At 67.5% G+C, this 22922-nt stretch carries 20 protein-coding genes; 12 read left to right on the forward strand and 8 right to left on the reverse strand.

Annotated elements, in window-relative coordinates:
- Both AGI3411_RS27875 and lpdA read left to right on the forward strand, forming a co-directional pair.
- Positions 1–705: 2-oxo acid dehydrogenase subunit E2 (locus tag AGI3411_RS27875; protein WP_208748193.1), on the forward strand; the 705-nt coding region annotated here is incomplete at its 5' end.
- A gap of 8 nt (positions 706–713) precedes the next feature.
- Positions 714–2111 carry a dihydrolipoyl dehydrogenase gene (gene lpdA / locus AGI3411_RS27880; protein WP_129530558.1) on the forward strand — a complete coding sequence of 466 codons (1398 nt, stop codon included), beginning with the start codon at positions 714–716 and terminating at the stop codon, positions 2109–2111.
- A 43-nt stretch (positions 2112–2154) separates the two neighbouring features.
- On the opposite strand, the gene AGI3411_RS27885 is transcribed toward lpdA, so the two are convergent.
- The 3 genes from AGI3411_RS27885 to AGI3411_RS27895 form a co-directional block, all read right to left on the reverse strand.
- Positions 2155–3036, reverse strand: coding sequence for a LysR family transcriptional regulator (locus AGI3411_RS27885; protein WP_129530559.1), 882 nt, complete (start codon positions 3034–3036; stop codon positions 2155–2157).
- A 746-nt stretch (positions 3037–3782) separates the two neighbouring features.
- Complete coding sequence (gene ilvD / locus AGI3411_RS27890) at positions 3783–5645, reverse strand: dihydroxy-acid dehydratase (protein ID WP_129530560.1); 1863 nt, start codon at positions 5643–5645, stop codon at positions 3783–3785.
- A gap of 106 nt (positions 5646–5751) precedes the next feature.
- Entirely contained in the window at positions 5752–6579 is an 828-nt protein-coding gene (locus AGI3411_RS27895) for an AraC family transcriptional regulator (RefSeq protein ID WP_129530561.1), read from the reverse strand.
- 318 nt (positions 6580–6897) lie between these two features.
- Between AGI3411_RS27895 and AGI3411_RS27900 the strand changes: the two genes are divergently transcribed.
- The gene (locus tag AGI3411_RS27900) at positions 6898–7962 is read left to right on the forward strand and encodes a 2-isopropylmalate synthase (RefSeq protein ID WP_129530562.1); all 1065 of its coding nucleotides are present in this window, start codon (positions 6898–6900) and stop codon (positions 7960–7962) included.
- Here AGI3411_RS27900 and AGI3411_RS27905 read toward each other — a convergent pair.
- Positions 7883–8773, reverse strand: a complete 891-nt coding sequence (locus AGI3411_RS27905; protein ID WP_129530563.1) for a LysR family transcriptional regulator — start codon at positions 8771–8773, stop codon at positions 7883–7885. The genes AGI3411_RS27900 and AGI3411_RS27905 overlap by 80 nt on opposite strands.
- 106 nt (positions 8774–8879) lie before the next feature.
- On the opposite strand from AGI3411_RS27905, the gene AGI3411_RS27910 reads away from it, so the two are divergent.
- Together AGI3411_RS27910 and AGI3411_RS27915 are read left to right on the forward strand one after the other, a co-directional pair.
- Entirely contained in the window at positions 8880–9425 is a 546-nt protein-coding gene (locus AGI3411_RS27910; protein WP_129530564.1) for a GNAT family N-acetyltransferase, read from the forward strand.
- Positions 9422–10597, forward strand: coding sequence for an MFS transporter (locus tag AGI3411_RS27915; protein WP_129530565.1), 1176 nt, complete (start codon positions 9422–9424; stop codon positions 10595–10597). Before AGI3411_RS27910 ends, AGI3411_RS27915 begins: the two co-directional genes overlap by 4 nt.
- Before the next feature lie 12 nt (positions 10598–10609).
- Here the strand turns inward: AGI3411_RS27915 and AGI3411_RS27920 are convergent, their stop codons facing one another.
- From AGI3411_RS27920 to queC, 3 genes are read right to left on the reverse strand one after another with little or no spacing between them, the layout of a single operon-like run.
- Positions 10610–11203, reverse strand: a complete 594-nt coding sequence (locus AGI3411_RS27920) for a hypothetical protein (protein WP_129530566.1) — start codon at positions 11201–11203, stop codon at positions 10610–10612.
- Entirely contained in the window at positions 11200–12501 is a 1302-nt protein-coding gene (locus AGI3411_RS27925; RefSeq protein ID WP_129530567.1) for a YcxB family protein, read from the reverse strand. Before AGI3411_RS27925 ends, AGI3411_RS27920 begins: the two co-directional genes overlap by 4 nt.
- Before the next feature lie 40 nt (positions 12502–12541).
- A complete protein-coding gene (gene queC, locus AGI3411_RS27930) occupies positions 12542–13261 on the reverse strand; it encodes a 7-cyano-7-deazaguanine synthase QueC (protein WP_129530568.1) in 720 nt (239 codons plus the stop codon).
- A 193-nt stretch (positions 13262–13454) separates the two neighbouring features.
- Between queC and ppc the strand changes: the two genes are divergently transcribed.
- The 4 genes from ppc to AGI3411_RS27950 all read left to right on the forward strand — a co-directional run bounded on the left by ppc (position 13455) and on the right by AGI3411_RS27950 (position 20231).
- Entirely contained in the window at positions 13455–16304 is a 2850-nt protein-coding gene (gene ppc, locus AGI3411_RS27935; RefSeq protein WP_129530569.1) for a phosphoenolpyruvate carboxylase, read from the forward strand.
- Between the two features lie 556 nt (positions 16305–16860).
- Positions 16861–17796 carry a 3-hydroxyacyl-CoA dehydrogenase family protein gene (locus tag AGI3411_RS27940; protein WP_129530570.1) on the forward strand — a complete coding sequence of 312 codons (936 nt, stop codon included), beginning with the start codon at positions 16861–16863 and terminating at the stop codon, positions 17794–17796.
- A gap of 180 nt (positions 17797–17976) precedes the next feature.
- Positions 17977–19317: a short-chain fatty acid transporter gene (locus AGI3411_RS27945; protein WP_129530571.1), complete on the forward strand. Its 1341-nt coding sequence runs from the start codon at positions 17977–17979 to the stop codon at positions 19315–19317.
- 185 nt (positions 19318–19502) lie between these two features.
- The gene (locus tag AGI3411_RS27950; protein WP_129530572.1) at positions 19503–20231 is read left to right on the forward strand and encodes an SDR family NAD(P)-dependent oxidoreductase; all 729 of its coding nucleotides are present in this window, start codon (positions 19503–19505) and stop codon (positions 20229–20231) included.
- Positions 20232–20278: 47 nt separating this feature from the next.
- Here AGI3411_RS27950 and AGI3411_RS27955 read toward each other — a convergent pair whose 3' ends face one another.
- A complete protein-coding gene (locus AGI3411_RS27955; RefSeq protein ID WP_129530573.1) occupies positions 20279–21061 on the reverse strand; it encodes an IclR family transcriptional regulator in 783 nt (260 codons plus the stop codon).
- Positions 21062–21252: 191 nt separating this feature from the next.
- Between AGI3411_RS27955 and AGI3411_RS27960 the strand changes: the two genes are divergently transcribed.
- Genes AGI3411_RS27960 through catC form a run of 3 tightly spaced genes read left to right on the forward strand, consistent with a single transcriptional unit; the run spans position 21253 to position 22916 of the window.
- Positions 21253–21942: a 3-oxoacid CoA-transferase subunit A gene (locus tag AGI3411_RS27960; RefSeq protein ID WP_129530574.1), complete on the forward strand. Its 690-nt coding sequence runs from the start codon at positions 21253–21255 to the stop codon at positions 21940–21942.
- On the forward strand, positions 21939–22583 hold the full coding sequence (locus AGI3411_RS27965) for a 3-oxoacid CoA-transferase subunit B (protein ID WP_129530575.1): 645 nt from the start codon (positions 21939–21941) through the stop codon (positions 22581–22583). Before AGI3411_RS27960 ends, AGI3411_RS27965 begins: the two co-directional genes overlap by 4 nt.
- Positions 22584–22640: 57 nt before the next feature.
- Positions 22641–22916 (forward strand): muconolactone Delta-isomerase, encoded by a 276-nt coding sequence (gene catC, locus AGI3411_RS27970; protein ID WP_043546701.1) that lies wholly within the window; start codon positions 22641–22643, stop codon positions 22914–22916.
- Positions 22917–22922 lie beyond the last annotated feature (6 nt).

The raw sequence follows: 22922 nt of genomic DNA on the forward strand, positions 1-22922 counted from the left end.
GCCGCGCCCCTGGCCGGCCGCCCCGCGGCCCGCCGCGTGCCGCATACCGGCATGCGCCGCGCCATCGCCCGCCGCCTCACCGAAAGCAAGCAGAACGTGCCGCACTTCTACCTGACAGTGGACTGCCGGATGGACGCGCTGATCGCGCTGCGCGCGCAGGCCAACCAGGGCGGCGCCGTGAAGCTGTCGGTCAACGATTTCATCGTGCGCGCCGCCGCGCTGGCGCTGCGCGAAGTGCCCGAGGTCAACGCCAGCTGGCACGACGACGCCATCGAATACCATGCCGGCGCCGACATTTCGGTGGCGGTGGCTACCGACGGCGGACTGGTCACGCCCATCGTGCGCGACGCCGACGTCAAGCCGCTGTCCGCCATCGCCGGCGAGATCGTCGAGCTGGCCGGACGCGCCAAGATCAACCGCCTCAAACCCGAGGAATTCACCGGCGGCTCACTGACAGTGAGCAACCTGGGCATGTACGGCATCGGCCAGTTCGCGGCCATCATCAACCCGCCTCAGGCCGCGATCCTGGCGGTGGGCGCGGCAGAGCGGCGCCCCCTCGTGGACGAGAACGGCGCGCTCGCCGCCGCTTCCGTCATGACCGTGACGCTGTCGGCCGACCACCGCGTGGTGGACGGCGCCGTGGGCGCGCGCTGGCTGGCGGCATTCCGCAAGCTGATCGAAAACCCCGTGCGCATCCTCCTGTGAGCCCCGCCATGACGAAGACGACGTTTGATCTCATTGTGGTGGGCGGCGGGCCGGCCGGCTACGTGGCCGCCATCCGCGGCGCCCAATTGGGCATGTCGGTGGCGCTGGTAGAGCGCGCCGAGCTGGGCGGCATCTGCCTGAACTGGGGCTGCATCCCGACCAAGGCCCTGCTGCACAGCGCCACCGTGCTGCGCGCGTGCCGCGAGGCCACCCACTACGGCGTGGCGGGCGCGGACGCGGCCCGTCCCGACCTAGCCGCCATGGTGGCGCGATCGCGCAAGGTGGCGGGCCGGCTGGGACAGGGCGTTGCGCACCTGATGAAGAAGAATGGCGTGGCCGTGTTCGCGGCCAGCGCCAAGCTGGCTGGCGCGGGCAAACTGGCGCTGGACAACGGCGCCACGCTATCGGCCCCGCACATCATCCTGGCCACCGGCGCGCGCGCCCGCGAACTGCCGACGCTGCCCGTGGGCGAACGCATCTGGGCCTATCGCCAGGCGCTGGCGCCCACGGAGATCCCGAAATCGCTGTTGGTCGTGGGCGCGGGCGCCATCGGCGCGGAGTTCGCCAGCTTCTACCGCGCCGTGGGCGCGGAAGTCACGCTGATCGACATGACCGCCGACATCCTGCCGCAAGAAGATGCCGAAATTTCACAGCTGGCCCGCAAGGCCTTCGAAAAACAGGGCATCCGCGTGCAGACGCAATGCGCCGTGAAGGCCTCGTCGCCGACCGCCTCGGGCGTGAAGGTCGTGCTGGACCAGCAAGGCCGGCAGAGCGAACAGGAAGTCGACCGCGTCATCGTCGCGGCCGGCATCGTGGGCAACGTGGAAAACCTCGGGCTGGAACGGACTCGCGTCAAGGTGGAGAAGACCCATATCGTCACCGACGGCCTGTGCCGGACGGACGAGCCGGGCGTCTACGCCATCGGCGACGTGGCCGGCGCCCCCTGGCTGGCCCACAAAGCCAGCCACGAAGCCGTCCTGTGCGTGGAAGCCATCGCCGGCAAGACCGCGCATCCCATCGATCCGCTGCGCATCCCCGCCTGCACGTATTCCTATCCGCAGGTGGCCAGCATCGGCATGACCGAAGCGCGTGCGCGCGAGCACGCCCAACGCACGGGCGGCGAGATCCGTGTCGGCAAGTTCACCTTCGCCGGCAACGGCAAGGCGATCGCCATGGGCGAGGATCAAGGCCTGGTGAAGACGGTGTTCGACGCCAAGACCGGCGAACTGCTGGGCGCGCACATCATCCATCCCGAAGCGTCCGAACTCATCACGGGCTATGGCGTGGCGGCTTCGCTGGAAGCCACCGAGGAAGACCTGATGCACACCGTATTCGCGCATCCGACCCTGTCGGAAACCCTGCACGAATCGGTGCTGTCGGCCTTCGGCCGCGCCCTGCACGCCTAGGCAGGAAATCGGGCCGCGCCTGGGCGCGGCCCGGCTTTGCGGATCACATCCGCGCCGCGAAGAAATCCAGGAAGCACGCAATGCGCCGCGACAGCTGCGTGTTGCGGTGATACACCGCGTGCATGGGTTGCAGATAGTCGGTGTGCTCGGATTCCATTAGTTTCACCAGCCTGCCGGCCTTGATGTCCTCGCGCACCACGAAGTCGGACAAGCAGGCGATGCCCACCCCGCGCAGCGCCAATTGCCGCTGCGTTTCCCCGCTGGACGTCGCCAGCGTCGGCACGGCCAGATAGCTCGACCCGCCCCCATGGCGCAAGGGCCACACGTTCAAGCTTTCGGGCTGCGTGAACCCCAGCACCTCGTGCCCCGCCAGATCGCCCACCGTCTCCGGCGCGCCGCGCCGGGCCACATAGTCCGGGCTGGCCATCACCCAGCGCGGCGACGGCCGCAGCGTGCGCGCATGCAGCGTCGAATCCATCAATGGCCCCATGCGCAGCGCCACGTCGGTGCGATGCTCCATGAGATCCACGATGCGGTCGTTGCTGGTCAGCTCGAGCGAAATCCCGGGATACTCGCGCCGGAAATCGCCCACGTGGGGCACGACGCAATGCAACATCACCGGCACCGACGCATCCACCCGCAATCGCCCCGCCGGACGCTGGTGCATCATGCGCATGCATTCCTCGGCCTCTTCCAGCGACGCCACGATCTGGCGGGCCTTGGGGAGGAAGTGCTTGCCCTCTTCGGTCAGCTCCATGCGGCGGGTGGTCCGGTTCAGCAGCGTAACGCCCAGGTCTTCTTCCAGCCGCGACAGGCCCCGGCTGACGCCCGAAGCGGTATGACCCAGCACTTCCGCCGCCGCGCTCAGCGAGCCGGCGTCCACCACTCCCAGGAACAGCCGCAAGGCATCAGAGTTCAGGGACATGGGAAGGGCTCCTTTGTTTGGGGACGGCTTGCGGCCAGTTCTCGAGGCAATGCCGGTTTGGCGTCGCGGGGGGCAGAAACTTGAAGCCACACCGGTTTATCTCGTGGGTGTCAGACACCCGGGAAGCATGGATAGCAACCTGTTCGGGCATCTCGTAAGGGTGTCAGACACTTGGGCCATACCGGTTTATCTCGTGGGTGTCAGACACTTGAGATTCGGCCGCCGCAACAATCGCCACTTTAACTCCGCCGCCGGATGGATGGCGCGCGCGAGGGGCGTTTTCCGCGCAAATAATTCCCTGCCGCGCGGCGGCCAGCGGCGGGCCCCGCAAACCCCGTCACTGACCACCGCGCCAGCAACGCAACAAGCCAAGACGGCGCCAGCCCGTCGGGGCGGGTGGCGGGAATGCGAGCAACCTCGATGCGCCCGAGGGAATCCGAAGGAGTCGCCGAAGGCGAGGACGAGGATGAGGATGAGGACGGGGCAGTCCGGCGCCCGGGCACCGGACCGCGATCGTGAGCGCGAGCGCGAGCATCCCCGCCATCCGCCCCGGCGGGCGACCCACGAACGCCTCCCTTTCCGAGCAGATAAAGAAACAACGCTCCAGCAACGCCCTCCACGCAGACAAGAAAAGACGCCCCCCTCCAAGCAGACAAAAACCTGGCGTCCCAACAATACCCCCGCCCGCGGAGCCCAAAAAAAAACGGCGCCCCAACAAGGCGCCGTTCTTCAAAAGCAGCCAGCAATCAACGCTTCTGCTTCAACTGGGACAAATCCCGTACTGCCCCGCGATCCGCCGAAGTCGCCAACGCGGCATAAGCCTGCAGCGCCTGCGAGACCACGCGCTCGCGGCCCACGGGCTCCCAGCCGTCGGCGCGCGCATCCATCGCGGCGCGGCGGCGTGCCAGTTCCTCGTCGGAAACGGCAAGGTGCATCTTGCGGTTCGGAATGTCGATTTCGATCACATCGCCCTCTTCCACCAGGCCGATCGTGCCGCCTTCCGCCGCTTCCGGCGACGCGTGGCCGATCACCAGGCCCGACGAGCCGCCCGAGAAACGGCCATCGGTGAACAGCGCGCAGCTCTTGCCCAGGCCCTTGGACTTCAGGTAGGACGTGGGATACAGCATTTCCTGCATGCCCGGACCGCCCTTGGGGCCTTCGTAGCGGATCACCACCACGTCCCCCGGAACGATCTGGTCGCCCAGGATGCCGTCGACGGCGGCGTCCTGGCTTTCGAAGACGCGCGCGCGGCCGGTGAAGACCCATTGCGATTCGTCCACGCCGGCCGTTTTGACGATGCAGCCCTTTTCAGCCAGGTTGCCGTACAGCACGGCCAGGCCGCCGTCCTTCGAGTAGGCGTTTTCCTTGCTGCGGATGCAGCCGGTCTTGCGATCGGTGTCCAGCGTCAGGAAGGTTGCGTCCTGGCTGAAGGCCACCGTGGTCGGGATGCCACCGGGCGCCGCGCGGTAGAACTTCTGCGCCTCTTCGCCCGCGCCGCCGGCCACGTCCCAGTTGCGGATGGCGTCGCCCAGCGTGCCGCTGTGCACGTTGCCGCAGGACAGGTCCAGCAGATCGGCGCGCGCCAACTCGCCCAGGATGCCCAGGATGCCGCCTGCGCGGTGCACGTCTTCGATGTGGTACTTGTCGGTCGCGGGCGCAGCCTTGCACAGGCACGGCACCTTGCGCGAAATGCGGTCGATGTCAGCCATGGTGAAGTCCACGCCGGCTTCCTGCGCCGCGGCCAGCAAGTGCAGCACCGTGTTGGTGGAGCCGCCCATGGCCACGTCCAACGCCATGGCGTTCTGGAACGCGCTCTTGGTGGCGATGCTGCGCGGCAGGACCGACGCGTCGTCTTCCTGGTAGTAGCGGCGGCACAGGTCGACGACCAGGCGGCCGGCCTGCTCGAACAGTCCCTTGCGCCACGCATGCGTGGCCACGATGGTGCCGTTGCCCGGCAGCGCCAGGCCGATGGCTTCGGTGAGACAGTTCATCGAGTTGGCCGTGAACATGCCGGAACAGGAGCCGCAGGTGGGGCAGGCGCTGCGCTCGACTTCGGCCACGTCCGCATCCGACACGTTGGGATCGGCGGCCTTGATCATGGCGTCGATCAGGTCGATCTTGGCGACGACCTTGCCGTCGGCGGGCGACTTCACCTTACCCGCTTCCATCGGGCCGCCGGACACGAACACGACCGGGATATTGAGGCGCATCGCGGCCATCAGCATCCCCGGGGTGATCTTGTCGCAGTTCGAGATGCAGACCATGGCATCGGCGCAGTGCGCGTTGACCATGTATTCCACCGAATCGGCGATCAGTTCGCGCGAGGGCAGCGAATACAGCATGCCGCCGTGGCCCATGGCGATGCCGTCGTCCACGGCGATAGTGTTGAATTCCTTGGCGACGCCGCCTGCGGCTTCGATTTCCTTGGCGACCAGCGCGCCCAGATCGCGCAGATGCACGTGGCCCGGCACAAACTGCGTGAACGAATTCACTACAGCGATGATGGGCTTGCCGAAATCGCCGTCCTTCATGCCGGTGGCGCGCCACAGGGCGCGGGCGCCGGCCATGTTGCGGCCGTGGGTCGAGGTGCGGGAACGGTAGTGCGGCATGATTTGTCTCAGGCTGATTCTGTTAGCGTGGGCGGCAAAACGGTAAATAATACGCTGGTTCCGGGCCGTGCCGCTTGCCGGCCGCCCCGGGGGCCCTTCGCGGCCATCAGGCGGACGCCACGCCGCGGGCGGCAAAAGCGCTGGGCGGCTCGCCCACTGCCTTGCGGAACATAGCGGCGAACGCGCTGGGGCTTTCATAGCCCAGGTCCAGCGCCACTTCCAGCACGCGCTCGCCGCGCGCCAGCCGCTCCATGGCCGCCAGCAGGCGCGCCTGCTGCCGCCAGCGCCCGAACGTCATGCCCGTATGCCGCAGGAACAGGCGATGCACGGTCTTCGGATCCACGCCCAGTTCGCGCGCCCAGTCCGCCGCCCCATCCTGGCGTTCCGGATGGCGCACGATGGCGCGGCAGATGCGCGCCAGGCGCGGCTCGGCGGGTTGCGGCAGGTGCAGGGGCAGCACGGGCTCCTGGCGCAATTCGTCCAGCAGCAGCATCATCAGGCGCCCGTCGCGGGTATCCGGCGCCCAGTCCAGCGGCACGTCGGCCGCCGCAACCATCAATTCCCGCAGCAGCGGCGAGATCGACAGCACGCAGCACTCCGCGGGCAGGTGCGCGGCCGCCCCCGGCTCGACGAACACGGTGCGCATGCGCGGCTCGCCGCTCATGCGGATCCCGTGCGGCATCCAGGCCGGCACCCAGACGCCGCGCGTGGGCGGCACCACCCAAATCCCGGCGGGCGTATCCACCACCATCACGCCCGAAATCGCGTAGACCAGTTGGGCGCGCCGGTGCCGGTGGCGGCGGATGCGATGGCCGTCTTCATAGTCCACGGCCAGCCCAGCCACGGGACGTTTCGAGGATTCGTAGGGAAAAAGGTCCAGGTCCGCGGGCTTGCGGGGCCCGCGGACGGAAGCGGCGGAGGCTGGCTTGTCCATTTTGCGACGATTATTGCCCAAATGGCGTTAGACGGTCTTTTCCAGTGTACCTATCATCCTGGCATTCCCTCCCGCATTCCCCCACGCCCGACACGACCATGCCCCGTCAGCCCGAGCCCGCCGCCCTCCTCGCCGCCCTGGCGCCGGCCGGGTACGCGCGGGCGCTGCGACTAGCGCGCGGTTGCCGGGCCTTGCGCTCCGTGGCCGCCCGGCAGCCCTGGGCCCCCGACGGGTCCTGACGCCACCTCCCCAGACTGGCCGTCCCGCCTCCAACTGCGGGCGGCCGCCATGCGCCGCGCGCCGCGGCCGGAGGTTTCCATGCTTGAACAACCCCAGCACAAGTACCGTCCCACCCTGCCCTTCACCCGCGACTATGCCGAACGCGCCTGGCCATCGCGCCGCCTGACCGCGCCGCCGGTCTGGATGAGCACCGACATGCGCGACGGCAACCAGGCCCTGATCGAACCGATGGACGCGGCGCGCAAGCTGCGCTGCTTCGAACAGCTGGTAGCCGTGGGGCTGAAGGAAATCGAAGTGGCCTTCCCCTCGGCCTCGGACACCGACTTCAATTTCGTGCGCACACTGATCGAGGAACGGCGCATCCCCGAAGATGTGACCATCGAGGTGCTGACCCAGTCGCGCCCGGACCTCATCGAACGCACCTTCGAATCACTGCGCAGCGTGCCCCGCGCCATCGTGCACCTGTATGCGCCCATCGCTCCGCAATGGCGCCGCATCGTGTTCGGCATGAGCCGGGCCGAGATCAAGGAGATCGCGTTGGCCGGGACGCGCCAGATACGCGCCCTGGCGGACGCCCGCCCCGGCACGCGCTGGATCTACGAGTATTCCCCGGAGACCTTCAGCCTGGCCGAGCTGGAGTTCGCGCTGGAAATGTGCGATGCCGTCAGCGCCGCCTGGGGCCCCACGCCCGAAGACAAGATGATCATCAACCTGCCGTCCACGGTGGAATGCACCACGGCCAATGTCTACGCGGACCAGATCGAATGGATGCACCGCCATCTGGCGCGCCGCGACAGCATCATCCTGAGCGTGCATCCGCACAACGACCGCGGCACTGCCGTGGCTTCGGCGGAACTGGCCGTGCTGGCGGGGGCCGACCGGGTGGAAGGATGCCTGTTCGGCAACGGCGAACGCACCGGCAACGTGGACCTGGTGACGCTGGCCATGAACCTGGACCTGCACGGCATCCGCAGCGGCCTGGACTTCTCGGACATGGCCGCCGTGCGAGCGTGCATCGAGGCCTGCAACCAGCTGCCGGTGGACGTCTTCCACCCCTATGCGTTCACGCACGCAACGCCAGCAGCGACTCCTGCAGATACCTCAGGCCCCGGCTCAGCGGCTTATCCTTGCGCAGGACGATAGCCAGGCTGCGCGACAGGCGCGGCGCCAGCGGCCGGACCTCGAGCGCCGGGCGCTGGCCGGCGCCGGACACCGACAGCCTGGGCAGCACCGCGCAACCCAGGCCGGCCCCGACGATTTCCTTCATGGCTTCGGTGCTGCCCAGCTCCATGACGGGCTTGGCGGCCACGCCCGCGGCCTCGAACCAGTCGTCCACCAGCCGCCGCGTGCGCGCGCCGGGCTCGAACAGCACCAGCGGCAGCCGCGCCAGCGCCTGCGGCGTGGCGGCGGCCGGGATGGACGCCGGATCGCCGGCGGGAAAGATCGCCACGAATTCGTCCTCCAGCACCGGGGTTACCTGGAACATGCGCCCCGGCGCCGGCAGCGTGACCAGCCCGATATCCAGCGTGTTGTTCTCCAGCCCGCGCAGCATGTCCGCCGTATTGCCCGTGCTGGCGACGATGTCCAAGGCCGGAAAGCGGCGCCGCAGGGCGGCCAGCACGGGCGGCAGCAGATAGGTGCAGGCGGTGGCCCCCGTGCCCAGCCTGACGCGGCCGGACACCTGGGACGCATGCGCCGTCATGGCGAGTTCGGCCTGCGCCAGCGCGGCATCGATGACGCGGACGTGCGTCAGCAGTTCCAGGCCGGCCGCGGTGGGGCCGGCGCGGCGGCCGACACGTTCCACCAGTTTCAGGCCGAAGCGCCGCTCAAGCTGGCGGATCTGCAGGCTGACGGCGGGCTGCGTCACGCCGCCCCGTTCCGCGGCGGCGGAAAAACTGCCCAGTTCGACCACCAGCGCGAAGGTGCGCAGCTGATCCAGATTAAGACCACGCATCGCGGTTACCCAAAGTTTTGCTTATGAAAATCATAATAAACCAAAGCTTTATTAATACATTTGCTTGCGCGACACTGGCATCTCGCCGTTTCCTCTTGTCCTCTCCATGCCATCCCACGCCACCACCGTCCTCGTGCGCAACAGCGCGCCCGCCGATCTTCCCGCCATCAAGGCCATCTACGCCCATCATGTGCAGCACGGCGCGGCCTCGTTCGAACTGGAGCCGCCGTCCATCGAGGAAATGCGCCAGCGCCGCACTGCGGTGCTGGAAAAGGACATGCCCCACCTGGTGGCCGAGATCGCCGGCGAGATCGTGGGCTATGCCTACGTCACGCCCTACCGCCCGCGCCCGGCCTACCGCCACACGGTGGAGGATTCGGTGTACGTGAAAGCCGGCCGCGCCGGGCTGGGCATCGGCGGCAAGCTGCTGGCCGAGCTGATTGCCCGCTGCACCGCCGCCGGCTGGCGGCAGATGCTGGCCGTGGTCGGCGACAGCCGCAACGCGGCATCGCTGGCGCTGCACGCCAGCCAGGGCTTCCATCCCGTGGGCACGCTCCGGTCCGTGGGACACAAGCACGGCGAATGGCGCGACACGGTGCTGATGCAGCGCGCGTTGGGCGAGGGCGACGCGACGCCGCCGCAGCGGCCGTGATCCCGCCCCGCGCCATCGTCTGCCTCGGCCTGACCCAACTGGTCGGCTGGGGCGTTACCTTCTATCTGATCGGCGCCCTGGGCCCGGCCATGGCGGCCGACCTGGGCTGGAATGCCGCCGCCATCTACGGCGGCTTCTCGGCCGCCATCGTGGTGATGGCCATGGTGTCGCCGCTGGCCGGCAAAGCGGTGGACCGCTGGGGCGGGCATCGGGTCATGCCCGTCGGCGCCATCGTGGCCGCGCTGGGCTGCGCGGCGCTGGCGGCCGCGCGCGGCCTGCCGCTCTATTACCTGGCGTGGGTCCTGCTGGGAATCGGCATGCGGCTCTGCCTGTACGACGCGGCCTTCGCCTCCCTGGCGCGGGCAGCCGGCCCGACGGCGCGGCGGCCCATGTCCCAGATCACGCTGTTCGGCGGACTGGCGTCCACGGTGATGTGGCCGGTGGGCCATGCGCTGTCGGGCTGGCTGGGCTGGCGCGGCGCGGTGCTGACATACGGAGGGCTGGCGCTGGCCACGCTGCCGCTGTACCTGGCGCTGCCGCGCGCACGCTACGCCGCCCCGGCCGGCGGCAAGGACAAGGCCTCCACGGGGCTGGCCCGCAGCCCGGCGGAACGCCGCCTGGCGGGAGGGCTGTACGCGATGATCGCCATGCTGACCAACTTCCTGGCGGCCGGCAACGCGGCGCACCTGATCTCGATGCTGTCCGGCCTGGGCCTGGCCGCGGCGGCCGCCGTCAGCGTCGCCGCCCTATGGGGCGTGGGCCAGTTCGCGGCCCGGCTGGCCGACGTGGCGCTGGGCTCGCGGCTGCACCCGCTGACCCTGACGCTGGCGGTCTGCGCGGTCCTGCCGCTGTGCTTTCTGCTGGCGCTGCTGTCCGGCGGCAATCTCTATGCCAGCGCCGCCTATGCGCTGCTCTACGGCGCCTGCAACGGCCTGCTGACCATCACGCGCGGCACCTTGCCGCTGGCGCTGTTCAACTTCCGCAGCTATGGCGCGCTGGTCGGCGCCCTGCTGGTTCCCAGCTTCCTGCTGACCGCGGCCTCGCCGGTGGCTTATGCCTATATGGTGGACGCCCACGGCGCGCGCGGCGCGATGGCGCTGTCGCTGGGCCTGGCCGCGACGATCTGCGCGGCGGCGTTCGCGCTGAGGTGGAAGTTCATTGCGCGATGCTGATCGGTGGGCGCCTCAGTGCGGCGCGGACACCCCCGCGTTCGACTGCATGCTCTTCATGATCTGCAGGCCGCTCGAATGGCGTTCTTCGCCGGTCTCGCAGGACTTGCAGATCACGCCGACATAGCGGCCGTCGATGACGGTTTCGGCATACAGGCCCGACTTGTAGTTGTGCCGCGCATCCGTCTCGACCCGATACCATTCCCGATCGCCGATGCGCACGCGTTCCAGCGGCTTGCGAATCCCGGCATCCGGGCCGGTCGCGCGCAGCACGGCACGCAGGCGGGAATAGCGCTTGAGCGGCGACGCGTACATCTCGCGCAGCTTGCCGGCATCGCCATCGCCTTCCATCTGGCCGTCGCGCGTCAGGATGGTGCAGGTCTCTTGCGTCTGCTCGCAGGCGTCGCTTTCGCAGGCAAACTGCACCCGGCGCAGGCCGGTCTTCGAAACAACGCCTTCCGGCGATCCCTCCAGCACCCAGCCTTCGGGCAGCTGGATCGAGAGCCCAGGAGGCATGGCGATGGTCTCGGCCCTAGCGGCCTTCGTCAGCCCTGAAACCGCCAGCGCCGCGCACAGCGCGGCAAGGTGAATGGCGCCCGGCTTGCTCATACGTTTGTTCCTGTCCGATGATGGCCCCCGCCGGCGCGGCGGCCGATGACGCGCTCGACAATGACCAGTTGGTCGCTGTCGAGCACGCGCAAGGGCAAAAACAGGGGTTCGCTTTCCCGCCGGAATGCGATCAGATGGCTGCCTCGGCGCTCGATGCCGTCGAAGCGGGCCATGTCGAAGCTGCTGCGCCAGCCATCCTGCAAGATGTCGAGCCTGTCGTCGTAGAGCCGGACCTCGCACGCTTCGGCCGGAACCTGCTTCTGCAGCCGTCGCGCCAGCGTCTGTGCGTGGCGGCGCTGCGCCCAGGGCTGCAGCACGACGATGGCGGCGAGCAGCGTCCAGAAGCCGAGCGCATATTGCCAAAAGGTGCTTGCGAACATCTCGATGAAGAGCGGAAAGGCGTAGCGGAAGGGCACCCGGTCGGGATCCAGCAGCCAGAGAAAGCAAAAGAACAGCGGGACGATGAGAGCGGTGAGCAGGAAGGCCAGCATGAAACCGCGGCGGCGCCGCCGCCGCATGCCGGGACGTTCCATTTGCCAACCGAGCGCGATGGCGCGGTCTTCTTCGGTGAACGTGAAGCGGGATGCCAGCAGCGGTTGCGGGTCGCAGGCCGCGTCTGCTTCCGGCAGGCTGCGAGCCGCCACGCCGGCGCCGGCATGGCAGGAGGCGGCCCATCCCTTGATATGCGCGATCTGCTCGGCAGACAGGACACGCAGTGGCAGGGCGTAGGCGTCCTCGATATTCCTGAGCCGGATGAAGAGATGCGCGGGGCCTTGCGCAACGCCCTCGATGCGCGAGCACGCGAGATGGGTTGTCCGCCCTGGCTGAGTCACGGTCAGGCCGTCCGGCTCGAAACGATAGGCCACGGAGACGGGTTGGTCGAGCTGCTCGTCGCGGCACCAGCGCTTCAAGCGGCCCCGGACGAGCGCGGGCTGGATCGCATAGTAGGCCAGAACGGGGATGGCGATGAACAGAATGGAAAGGCCGCCCAGGCCGAACAGATCGTTGAAAAAGCGGGAGGCGAAGCCGTCGATGCCCGGCCGCGCGCTTTTCTGCCAGGAGGAGGCGCCGATCATCACAAGCAGCAGAAGCACCACCCACGCAAGAATGTGCAGCGGGCGCCGCCGCGCTGCCGAAAACAAGTCGGAATAGACGAATTGCGCCGCCGCTACCCGGACCGGCAGGTCGATCGGCGCCACAATCGAGAAAGTGCCGGCCGGCTCCGGGCCGGCGTTCCCGTCCGGGCCTCCGCCGCGCGATGTCTGCTCCCCGTTTCGGACAACGCCCTGTTCAAGCATATGGTCTCCATGGTTGCCGGCTGCGAACGGCCGGATCGCCTCACTCCTGCGCGGCGGAAGCAATCACCCATTTCTCCCAGCCGATCTTCCTGAGTTTGCAGGCCGGGCATTCCCCGCAGCCGTATCCCCAGTCATGCCGCGCGCCGCGCTCACCCAGGTAGCAGGTGTGGCTTTCCTCGACGATGGTTTCGACCAGGGCGTCGCCGCCCAGCCGGTGCGCCAGCGCCCAGGTTTCCGACTTGTCGATCCACATCAGCGGCGTCTCGATCGTCACCCTGGACCCCAGGCCCAGGCCCAGCGCCACCTGTTGCGCCTTGATGGTGTCGTCGCGGCAGTCGGGGTAGCCGGAAAAATCGGTTTCGCACATGCCGCCTACCAGCACATCCAGCTGGCGGCGGTAGCCCAGCGCGGCGGCCAGTGTCAGGAACAGCAGGTTGCGTCCGGGCACGAAAGTATTGGGCAGGCCGTTGGCCTGCATCTCGATGGCGCGGTCGCTCGTCATGGCCGTGTCGCCCACCTGGCCCAGCACCTTCAGGTCCAGCAGATGATCTTCGCCCAAGCGCGGCGCCCAGTCGGGGAAATTCTCGCGGATGTCGCGCAGCACGTTCAGGCGCGCGGACAACTCGATGTGATGGCGCTGCCCGTAATCGAACGCTACGGTTTCCACATGGGCATACCGGTCCAGCGCCCAGGCCAGGCAGGTGGTGGAATCCTGGCCGCCCGAAAACAGCACGAGCGCGCGACGTTGATGGTTTTGCATAGATGGGGCTTTGGGGAATAAGAGGGAAGCGGGACTTGCTGTAGCGTAAACAGGCCTTTAGCGAACTTTAACGCAGCCCCGGCGCTTTGCCGTAAGGAAGCCTGCGTAAAATCGATCAGGTTTTATTTACGGTTTACCTGCAACACCCCTTACTCACCCTTGCCCTCCAGCAGCCCGACGGATCCCCCGCCCGATGAAAGCTATCCGCCAGCAGTCCGATTCAGCAGAACCCTTGCGTCACGATATCCGGCTGTTAGGCCGATTACTCGGAACCGTTATCGAGGAATGCGAAGGCAAGCGCGTCTTCGACACCATCGAAACCCTGCGCCGCACCGCCGTGAAATTCCGCCGCGAAGGCAACGACGCGGACGGCAAGCTGCTGGAGCAGCGCGTCAAGCGCCTGCAGGGCAGCGACCCCAATTCGGTCGCCCGCGCCTTCAGCTACTTCCTGCACCTGGCCAACATCGCCGAAGACCGCGACCAGAACCGCCGCCAGCGCGTCCGCGCCATCGCCGACGACGCCCCGGCGCGCGGCAGCCTGCGCGAAGCGGTGCAGGTGCTGGGCAAGCAAGGCGTGGGCGTGGCGCGCATCCGGCGCCTGCTAGCCGACGCTTGCGTGATGCCCGTGCTCACCGCGCACCCTACCGAAGTGCAGCGCAAGAGCACGCTGGACGTGCACCGCGAAATCGCCGCCGCGCTGATGCAGCGCGAAGGCCCGCTCACCCCGGAAGAACTGGCCGACCTGGACGCCTCGCTGCTGGGCCGCGTGGCCACGCTGTGGCAGACGCGCATGCTGCGCTATACGCGGCTCACGGTGGCCGATGAAATCGAGAATGCGCTGTCGTACTATCGCAGCACGTTCCTGCAGGTCATTCCGCGCCTCTACGGCGACCTGTCCAAGCTGCTGAACCGCGAAGCCGCCAAGCCCTTCTCCGCCCCGCCCCCGCCGCTCGAACCCTTCCTGCGCATGGGCAGCTGGATCGGCGGCGACCGCGACGGCAATCCGAACGTCGACGCCGGCACCTTGGAACGCGCGCTGCTGCGCCAGGCCACCGTGCTGTTCGAGCACTATCTGCAGGAAGTGCATGCGCTGGGCGCCGAGCTATCCGTCACCACCTTGCTGATCGCGGTGGACGCCGAGCTGCTGGCGCTGGCCGAGGCCAGCGGCGACGACTCGCCCCACCGCCGCGACGAACCCTACCGCCGCGCGCTGGTCGGCGTGTACGCCCGGCTGGCCGCCACCGCGCAGCGCCTCACGGGCCAGGATCTCGCCCGCCGCAGCACCGTCGCCGCGCCTCCCTACGGCACGCCGCAGGAGCTGTCCGCCGACCTCGCCACTATCGCGGCGTCGCTGGCCGCCCACCACGGCTCGCCCATCGGCAAGCTGCGCCTGGCCGGCCTGCAGCAGGCCGTGGAAGTCTTCGGCTTCCACCTGGCCACGGTCGACCTGCGCCAGAGTTCCGACGTGCACGAGCGCGCCCTGGCCGAACTGTTCGCACGCGCGGGCGTGCAGCACAACGGCAAGCCGCTGGACTACCTGGCGCTGAGCGAGGACGAACGCGTGGCCTTGCTGCGCGCCGAACTGGCGCAGGCCCGCCCGCTGGCCTCGCCCTGGATCGCCTACAGCGAAGACACCACGCGCGAACTGGCCGTGCTGCGCGCGGCCGCCGCCGGCCGGGCCCGCTACGGCAAGCAGGCCGTGCGCCAGACCATCGTGTCGCATACCGAAACGCTGAGCGATCTGCTGGAAGTCATGGTGCTGCAGAAGGAGGCCGGCCTCATCGCGCCCGCCGGCCAGGAGATCACGGCCGAGGACGGCCTGATGGTGGTGCCGCTGTTCGAGACCATTCCCGACTTGCAGCGCGGCGCCAGCATCATGGCGGCCTGGCTCGACCTGCCCGAAATCCGCCAGCGCGTGAAGCAGGCGCAGAACGGCGCGCAGGAAGTCATGCTGGGCTATTCGGACAGCAACAAGGACGGCGGTTTCCTGACGTCCAACTGGTCGCTCTACCAGGCCGAACGCGCGCTGGTCGACGTGTTCTCGGCCCGCCACGTGCGCCTGCGCCTGTTCCATGGGCGCGGCGGCTCGGTGGGGCGCGGCGGCGGTTCCAGCTTCGACGCCATCCTGGCGCAGCCGCCGGGCACCGTCGCCGGCCAGATCCGGCTGACCGAGCAGGGCGAAGTCATCCAGAGCAAATACAAGGATGCCGAGGTAGGACGCTGGCACCTGGAGCTGCTGGTCGCGGCCACGCTGGAGTCCAGCCTGGCGCCGCGCGCCGAGGCCACCAGCGCCGAAGACGCGCACATGGCCCATCACGGCCCGGCCATGTCCTTCATGTCGGAGGCCGCGCAGCGCACCTACCGCGGACTGGTCTACGACACGCGGGGCTTCTCCGACTATTTCTTCGCCGCCACGCCCATCAGCGAAATCGCGGGCCTGAACATCGGATCCCGGCCCGCATCGCGCAAGAAAGGGCAGCAGATCGAAGACCTGCGCGCCATTCCCTGGGGCTTTTCCTGGGCGCAGTGCCGCTTGATGCTGACCGGCTGGTACGGCATGGGATCCGCCATCGAGGCCTACCTGGAAGCCGGCGCTCCCGGCGCGCCGCGCTCGCGCCGCAGCCGCCTGGCCCAGCTGCGCGAAATGGCGCGCGACTGGCCCGCCTTCCGCACCTTGCTGTCCAACATGGAGATGGTGCTGGCCAAGTCCGACCTGGCGATCGCGGCCCGCTACGCGCAACTGGTGCCGCAGCGGGGCCTGCGCGAACGCATTTTCGGCGCCATCAGCGCCGAGCATGCGCGCTCGCTCTCCATGCTGAAGCTGCTGACCCAACGCGAACTGCTAGCCGACAACCCCACGCTGCAGGCCTCGCTACGCGAGCGCTTCGCCTACATCGACCCGCTGAACTACCTGCAGATCGAACTGATCCGCCGCCACCGCGCCGCGCAGAGAAATCCGCAGGCAGAAGTCGACAAACGCGTGCAGCGCGCGATCCACCTGACGATCAACGGCATCGCGGCGGGGCTGAGGAATTCAGGGTAAAAGGCAGGAATGTGTGGGTGTCAGACGCTACGGCAGTGTCTGACACCCTTACGGCAAATCACCACAGGCTCGCGGTAACTTTTCCCGGGTGTCAGACACCTACAGGGCAGAACATCTTCCCGCCTGTGTCAGACACCCGGCAAGACCTCATCCATCAGTAGCGCCGTCTCGTACGGGTGTCAGACACTTACTAGAGTGCCCCCGCGTCAGGCACCAGGCCCGCGCGCAGTGTCTGACACCCCTACGGCAAACCGCCACAAGCTCGCGGCAATCTTTCCCGGGTGTCAGACACCTGCCCCATCTCGATGGCTGTCAGCCACCCACCCTCCCCACACGCGTCCACCAGACGAACACCCCTAATCCCCGATTTGTCCACCCCCCGCGACTTTTAGTACTATCTCTTTCAGAAATTCTATATACGCACAAATGTTCGTATATAGAACATAAAGATTTTTCTGGCCAGGCGCACAGGAAGGCACATCCGGAAGAGACAGAAAGCACCCTGGTTCCGCACGTGCCCGCCGCAAGCCCGGCGTATCAGCCCAAGCGAACCATCATGGATACTCCCCTCAAGAATCTCGCCATCATCGGCGCAGGCGCCATGGGCAGCGGCATCGCCGCCCTCTTCGCCTCGAAGGGACTGAACATTGTCCTCATCGACCCGATGGAAGGCGCCCTTGAGCGCGCGCTCAAGACCATCGACCGCCAGCTGAACGTCTACGCGCCGGGCGGGGTCCAGGAGGCCATGCAGCGCATCCAGGTTTCCCCCGGCCTGGAAGCGGCCTGCAACAGCGACCTGGTCATCGAGGCCGTGCCGGAGAATCTGGAGCTCAAGCGCGGCATCTTCGCCAAGCTCGACTCCCTGTGCCCCGCGCGCACCCTTTTCGCCACCAACACCTCCGGCCTGTCCATCAACGCCATCGCCAGCGCCGTCGTGCGGCGCGACCGCTTCGTGGGCACTCACTTCTTCACCCCCGCCGACGTCATCCCGCTGGTGGAAGTCGTCCGCAACGACGACACCTCCGAGGACACGGTGGCCCGGGTAATGGCCACGCTGCGCTTTGCCGGCAAGCGGCCGGTGCTGGTGCGCCAGGACATCCCCGGCTTCATCGCCAACCGCATCCAGCACGCGCTGGCCCGCGAGGCCATCTCGCTGCTGGAAAAGGGCGTCGCCAGCGCCGAGGACATCGACGAAGTGGTCAAGTGGAGCCTGGGTATCCGCCTGGCCCTGTCGGGCCCGCTGGAACAGCGCGACATGAACGGCATCGACGTGCATTACGCGATCGCCAGTTATCTCTACAAAGACCTGGAAAACCGCACGGAACCCTCCGAGCTCCTGAAAAGCAAGGTCGAAAGCGGCCAGATCGGCGCCAAGAACGGCCAGGGCTTCTACACCTGGAGCCCCGAGCGCCGCGAGCGCGTGCTGCGCGAGAAGAGCGCCGCGCTCGGCGAACTCGCCGCCTGGCTCAACGGCAAGGCCGGCGGCTCCTGACGGCTGCGCCAGCAAGCATTCACTACATAAGGCGCGGGGCTTCCCGCCACCGGCGCCAGCGGGCCACAAGCCCAACCACACAAAGAAAACCAATCGTCCCACCCGCCCCCGCCGACACCCGGCGCCGGGCGGCGCAAGACACGAGAAAACTTAGCCCGACCGGAGTTTGTAGGAGGCACCATGAATAAACTGGCTTCATTCTTTACGGAGCTGATGCGCAAGTATCTGCCCGATCCCTTCGTCTTCGCGATCGCGCTGACCTTGCTCACCGTGCTGCTGGCCATGGGCATCGAAGGCAAGGGCCTCGGCGACATCACCCGCGCCTGGGGCAACGGCTTCTGGAGCCTCCTGGCCTTCACCACCCAGATGGCGGTGATCCTGGCGATGGGCTACGTGCTGGCCACCGCGCCGCTCACCGACCGCATGCTCAACCGCATCGTCAGCCACGTACACAAGCCGCACACCGCCATCATCGTGGCGACGCTGGTCGGCGGCATCGGCAGCTACCTGAACTGGGGCTTCGGCCTGGTCATCGGCGGCATCGTCGCGAAGAAGCTGGCGCTGAAGGTCAAGGGCGTGCACTATCCGCTGATCATCGCGGCCGCGTACAGCGGCTTCACGATGTACGGCCTGGGCCTGTCGGCCAGCATCCCCGTGCTGGTGGCCACGCCCAACCACCCCACCGCCAAGCAGATGGGCACCATCCCGCTGTCGGAAACCATCTTCTCGGTGCCCATGCTGATCACCAGCCTGGTCATCATCGTAACGCTGCCGCTGCTCAACGCCTGGCTGCACCCGAAGAAGGGCGAGAAGATCATTGAAGTGGATCCGGCCATCGACCGCGACGCCGCCTCGTCCGCCTCCGCCGAAGACATGCTGGAAAAGGGCACCCTCGCCTCCCGCCTGAACAACAGCCGCATCCTGAGCCTGCTGATCGGCGCGCTGGGCGTGGCCTACGTGGTGTTCCACTTCATCGACGGCGGCTCGCTGGACCTGAACCTGATCAACTTCATCATCCTGTTCCTGGGCATCATCCTGCTGGGCACGCCGGCCGCCTACGTGGCCAAGCTGACCGAAGGCATCAAGACGATCTCCGGCATCATCCTCCAGTACCCCTTCTACGCCGGCATCATGGCCATCATGGCCGCGTCCGGCCTGGTGGCCACCATCTCGCAGGTGTTCGTCGACGTCGCAACGCCCGAGACCCTGCCGTTCTGGGGCCTGATCAGTTCCTTCGTCATCAACTTCTTCGCGCCCTCGGCCGGCGGCCACTGGGTCATCCAGGGTCCGTTCATGATCGACGCCGCCAAGGAAATCGGCAGCGCGCTGAACCAGACCACCATGGCTGTCATGCTGGGCAACGCCTGGAACGACCTGGTGCAGCCTTTCTGGATCCTGCCGGCGCTGGCGCTGTCCAAGCTGAAACTGCGCGACGTGATGGGCTATACCGTCATCATGATGCTGTGGGTGGGCGTGATCCACATCACCGCCGTGCTTCTCTGGGGCTACCTGACGCACTGACCCCCCCGTACGCGCTTACGCGCGCCCCCCAGGGGGCGACACCTGCAGACCGGCGGAGCCGGATCTGGCGGTGTCCCGGCTCGGGGGAGACGTAGATAGCTCGGGGGAGACGTAGATATATTGGGACGGTGGTGTACTAGCCCAGGCTAGGGGCCGGAATTTGGGAATTGGAACGGGAAACTGATATGAGCAAACCTACTGCGTATCTCGTGACCGGCGGCAGCGCCGGCATTGGGGCGGCGATTATCCGCATGCTGCTGGAGGCCGGGCACAAGGTCGTGAACATCGACTACAAGCTGCCCGAGAATCCGCCGGCCGGGCTGGTGTCGTATCAGGCCGACCTGACCGATGAAGCGCGCACCAAGGAAGTCGCCCGCGAGGTCACCAGCGCCTACAACATCGTGGGCCTGGTCAACAACGCGGGCGCGACCCGCCCCGGCACGGCCGACACAGCCACGCTGGCCGACCTGGACTACGTGGTGAACCTGCACCTGCGCACCGCGCTGATCCTGGTCCAGGCGGCGCTGCCCGCCATGCGGGAAGCCGGCTTCGGCCGCATCGTGAACATGTCCTCGCGCGCAGCGCTGGGCAAGCCGGACCGCGTGGTCTATTCGGCCACCAAGGCCGGCCTCGTGGGCCTGACGCGCACGCTGGCCATGGAGCTGGGCGGCGACGGCATCACCGTCAACGCCATCGGCCCCGGCCCCATCGCGACCGACCTGTTCACCAAGAGCAATCCTGCCGGCGCCCCGCAGACCGAACGCATCATCAACAGCATCGTGGTCAAACGCCTCGGCACGCCGGAAGACGTGGCGCGCGCCGCGATGTTCTTCCTGTCGCCGGACAACGGTTTCGTCACCGGCCAGATGCTGTATGTCTGCGGCGGAACGACGCTGGGCGTGGCCCCCATCTGAAGCCCGCGATGCGCACGCCGTCCGCCGCCCCGCCCTGCCTGCCCCGCCTAACGGCGCAGCAGGGCGTGGTTGATCTGGTCGGCGGCGCGGCGCAGGGGCGGCAGGAACGCGTCCAGCATCGCTTCGCGCGAAAAGCGGTTGGCATGGCCGCTGACGTTCATCGCGGCGATCACGCGGCCGCTGCGGTCCATGATCGGCACCGCCACGGACTGCAGCCCCGGCTCCAGTTCCTGCGCGACGCAGGCATAGCCGTCGGCGCGCACACCCGCCAGCACACGCTTGAGCTCGGCGACGTCCGTCACGGTATGCGGTGTGTAGGCCTTGATCTGACTCATCGCCAGCACCCGGTCCAGTTCGCCGGCCGCCAGGCCGGCCAGCAACACGCGGCCCATCGACGTCACCCAGGCCGGAAGCCGGCTGCCCACGGCCAGATTGATCGTCATCACCTTGTGGGTGGACAGGCGCAGGATGTAGACGATATCCGCGCCCTCCAGCACCGACACGGAGCAGGATTCCCGCGTCTGCTCGGCAACCTCTTCCATGTACGGCAGAGCCAGGTTCCACAGCGGCGTGCCGGACAGGTAGGCGTAGCCCAGTTCCAGAATGCGCGGCGTCAGGGCGAATTTGCGGTCGTCGACGGTCACGTAGCCCAGGTGTTCCAGCGTCAGCAGGATGCGGCGCGCACCGGCCCGCGTGAGCCCGGTCACCGCCGCGACCTCGGACAAGGTCATCTGCGAGCGGTCGGGGCCGAAGGCCCGGATCACGGACAGCCCGCGCGCGAAGGACTGCACGTAGCTGTCGCTGGGTTGCTGGGTTTCTTGCTCAGCCATCTGTATGCACCAAGAGAAAAAAGCTCGCCGCCGGCGAGCCATCCGTTGCCGTCGCGGCAACGCCAGACAATGGGAATCGGCCTGCGCCGGGCAGCCTTGACGCTATCCGATCCCCATGAAACGATGTTCTTCAGTTGAACGAAAGTTCTACTGAAGAACAAATTATGACACGCCACCTATGAGCAAACATCATGATTTCTAAGCTTGTTGCAAGCGCGGCGGCCGCCCTCGCGGACGTACCCGACGGCGCCACCGTCATGATCGGCGGCTTCGGCACGGCCGGCCAGCCCATGGAACTGATCGACGCCCTGCTGGAGCAGGGCGCGAAGGACCTGGTCATCATCAACAACAACGCCGGCAACGGCACCACCGGCCTGGCCGCCCTCCTGGGCGCCAACCGCGTGCGCAAGATCATCTGCTCGTTCCCGCGCCAGGTGGACTCGCAGATCTTCGACGGCCTGTACCGCAGCGGCAAGATCGAGCTGGAACTGGTGCCCCAGGGCAACCTGGCCGAGCGCATCCGCGCCGCCGGCGCCGGCATCGGCGCGTTCTTCTCGCCCACCGGCTACGGCACTCCGTTGGCCGATGGCAAGGAAACCCGCGAAATCAACGGCCGCCAGTACGTGCTGGAGTATCCGCTGCACGCCGACTATGCGCTCATCAAGGCCGAGCGCGGCGACCGCTGGGGCAATCTGGTCTACCGCAAGACCGCCCGCAACTTCGGCCCCATCATGGCCAGCGCCGCGCGCGTCGCCGTGGCCCAGGTTCGCGAAGTGGTCGAACTGGGCGAACTGGACCCCGAAACCGTCGTGACCCCCGGCATCTTCGTGAAGCGCGTCGTGCAGATCGATGTCCAACCGGCCGCCAAGGAGCAGCAATGAGCACCAAACTGACCCGCGACCAGATCGCCGCCCGCGTTGCGCAGGACATCCCCGAAGGCGCCTACGTGAACCTCGGCATCGGCCTGCCCACGCTCGTCGCCAACCACCTGCCCGCCGACCGCGAAGTCATCCTCCACACCGAAAACGGCATGCTGGGCATGGGCCCCGCGCCGGCCAAGGGCCTCGAGGACTATGACCTGATCAACGCCGGCAAGCAGCCCGTGACCGAGCTGCCCGGCTGCTCGTTCTTCCATCACGCCGATTCGTTCGCAATGATGCGCGGCGGCCACCTGGACATCTGCGTGCTCGGCGCCTTCCAGGTGTCGCAGCACGGCGACCTGGCCAACTGGCACACCGGCGCGCCCGACGCCATCCCCGCGGTGGGCGGCGCGATGGACCTGGCCATCGGCGCCAAAGACGTGTTCGTGATGATGGAATTGCAGACGCGCGAAGGCCAGAGCAAGCTGGTCGAGGCCTGCACCTACCCGCTGACCGGCGTGCGCTGCGTCTCGCGCGTATACACGGACGTGGCGGTGTTCGACATCCGCGCCGACGGGGTCACCGTCATCGATATGTTCGGCGACACCACCGCCGACGAGCTGCTGCGCCTGACCGGCCTGCCGCTGAAGTTTTCCCGCTGAGTTTTTGCCGATACGCCGCCCCGGCGCGTGCCAGGGCGGCATCAAGGAGAGTCCATCATGTTGTTCATGGTTCAAATGCAGGTCAATCTTCCCGTCGACATGCCCGCCGACCGCGCCGACAAGCTGAAGGCCGACGAAAAGGCCCTGGCGCAGCAGCTGCAGCGCGACGGCAAGTGGAAGAACCTCTGGCGCGTGGCCGGCCGCTACGCCAACGTCAGCATCTTCGACGTGGAAAGCAATGACGAGCTGCACACGCTGCTGTCCTCGCTGCCGCTGTTCCCGTATATGGATATCAACGTCACGGCGCTCGCGCGCCATCCCTCCGCGATCTGACAGGAG

The sequence above is a fragment of the Achromobacter agilis genome (genome assembly GCF_900496965.1).
Lineage (GTDB): Bacteria > Pseudomonadota > Gammaproteobacteria > Burkholderiales > Burkholderiaceae_B > Achromobacter > Achromobacter agilis.

Bases quoted from the DNA above. Each gene is read 5' to 3' on its own strand.
- AGI3411_RS27960 (WP_129530574.1), top strand. From the start codon at position 21,253: ATGATTTCTAAGCTTGTTGCAAGCGCGGCGGCCGCCCTCGCGGACGTA.
- AGI3411_RS27925 (WP_129530567.1), bottom strand. From the start codon at position 12,501: ATGCTTGAACAGGGCGTTGTCCGAAACGGGGAGCAGACATCGCGCGGC.
- AGI3411_RS27945 (WP_129530571.1), top strand. From the start codon at position 17,977: ATGAATAAACTGGCTTCATTCTTTACGGAGCTGATGCGCAAGTATCTG.
- AGI3411_RS27910 (WP_129530564.1), top strand. From the start codon at position 8,880: ATGCCATCCCACGCCACCACCGTCCTCGTGCGCAACAGCGCGCCCGCC.
- AGI3411_RS27940 (WP_129530570.1), top strand. From the start codon at position 16,861: ATGGATACTCCCCTCAAGAATCTCGCCATCATCGGCGCAGGCGCCATG.
- AGI3411_RS27905 (WP_129530563.1), bottom strand. From the start codon at position 8,773: ATGCGTGGTCTTAATCTGGATCAGCTGCGCACCTTCGCGCTGGTGGTC.
- lpdA (WP_129530558.1), top strand. From the start codon at position 714: ATGACGAAGACGACGTTTGATCTCATTGTGGTGGGCGGCGGGCCGGCC.
- AGI3411_RS27885 (WP_129530559.1), bottom strand. From the start codon at position 3,036: ATGTCCCTGAACTCTGATGCCTTGCGGCTGTTCCTGGGAGTGGTGGAC.
- AGI3411_RS27950 (WP_129530572.1), top strand. From the start codon at position 19,503: ATGAGCAAACCTACTGCGTATCTCGTGACCGGCGGCAGCGCCGGCATT.
- AGI3411_RS27895 (WP_129530561.1), bottom strand. From the start codon at position 6,579: ATGGACAAGCCAGCCTCCGCCGCTTCCGTCCGCGGGCCCCGCAAGCCC.
- queC (WP_129530568.1), bottom strand. From the start codon at position 13,261: ATGCAAAACCATCAACGTCGCGCGCTCGTGCTGTTTTCGGGCGGCCAG.
- AGI3411_RS27965 (WP_129530575.1), top strand. From the start codon at position 21,939: ATGAGCACCAAACTGACCCGCGACCAGATCGCCGCCCGCGTTGCGCAG.
- AGI3411_RS27920 (WP_129530566.1), bottom strand. From the start codon at position 11,203: ATGAGCAAGCCGGGCGCCATTCACCTTGCCGCGCTGTGCGCGGCGCTG.
- catC (WP_043546701.1), top strand. From the start codon at position 22,641: ATGTTGTTCATGGTTCAAATGCAGGTCAATCTTCCCGTCGACATGCCC.
- AGI3411_RS27955 (WP_129530573.1), bottom strand. From the start codon at position 21,061: ATGGCTGAGCAAGAAACCCAGCAACCCAGCGACAGCTACGTGCAGTCC.
- AGI3411_RS27900 (WP_129530562.1), top strand. From the start codon at position 6,898: ATGCTTGAACAACCCCAGCACAAGTACCGTCCCACCCTGCCCTTCACC.
- ilvD (WP_129530560.1), bottom strand. From the start codon at position 5,645: ATGCCGCACTACCGTTCCCGCACCTCGACCCACGGCCGCAACATGGCC.
- ppc (WP_129530569.1), top strand. From the start codon at position 13,455: ATGAAAGCTATCCGCCAGCAGTCCGATTCAGCAGAACCCTTGCGTCAC.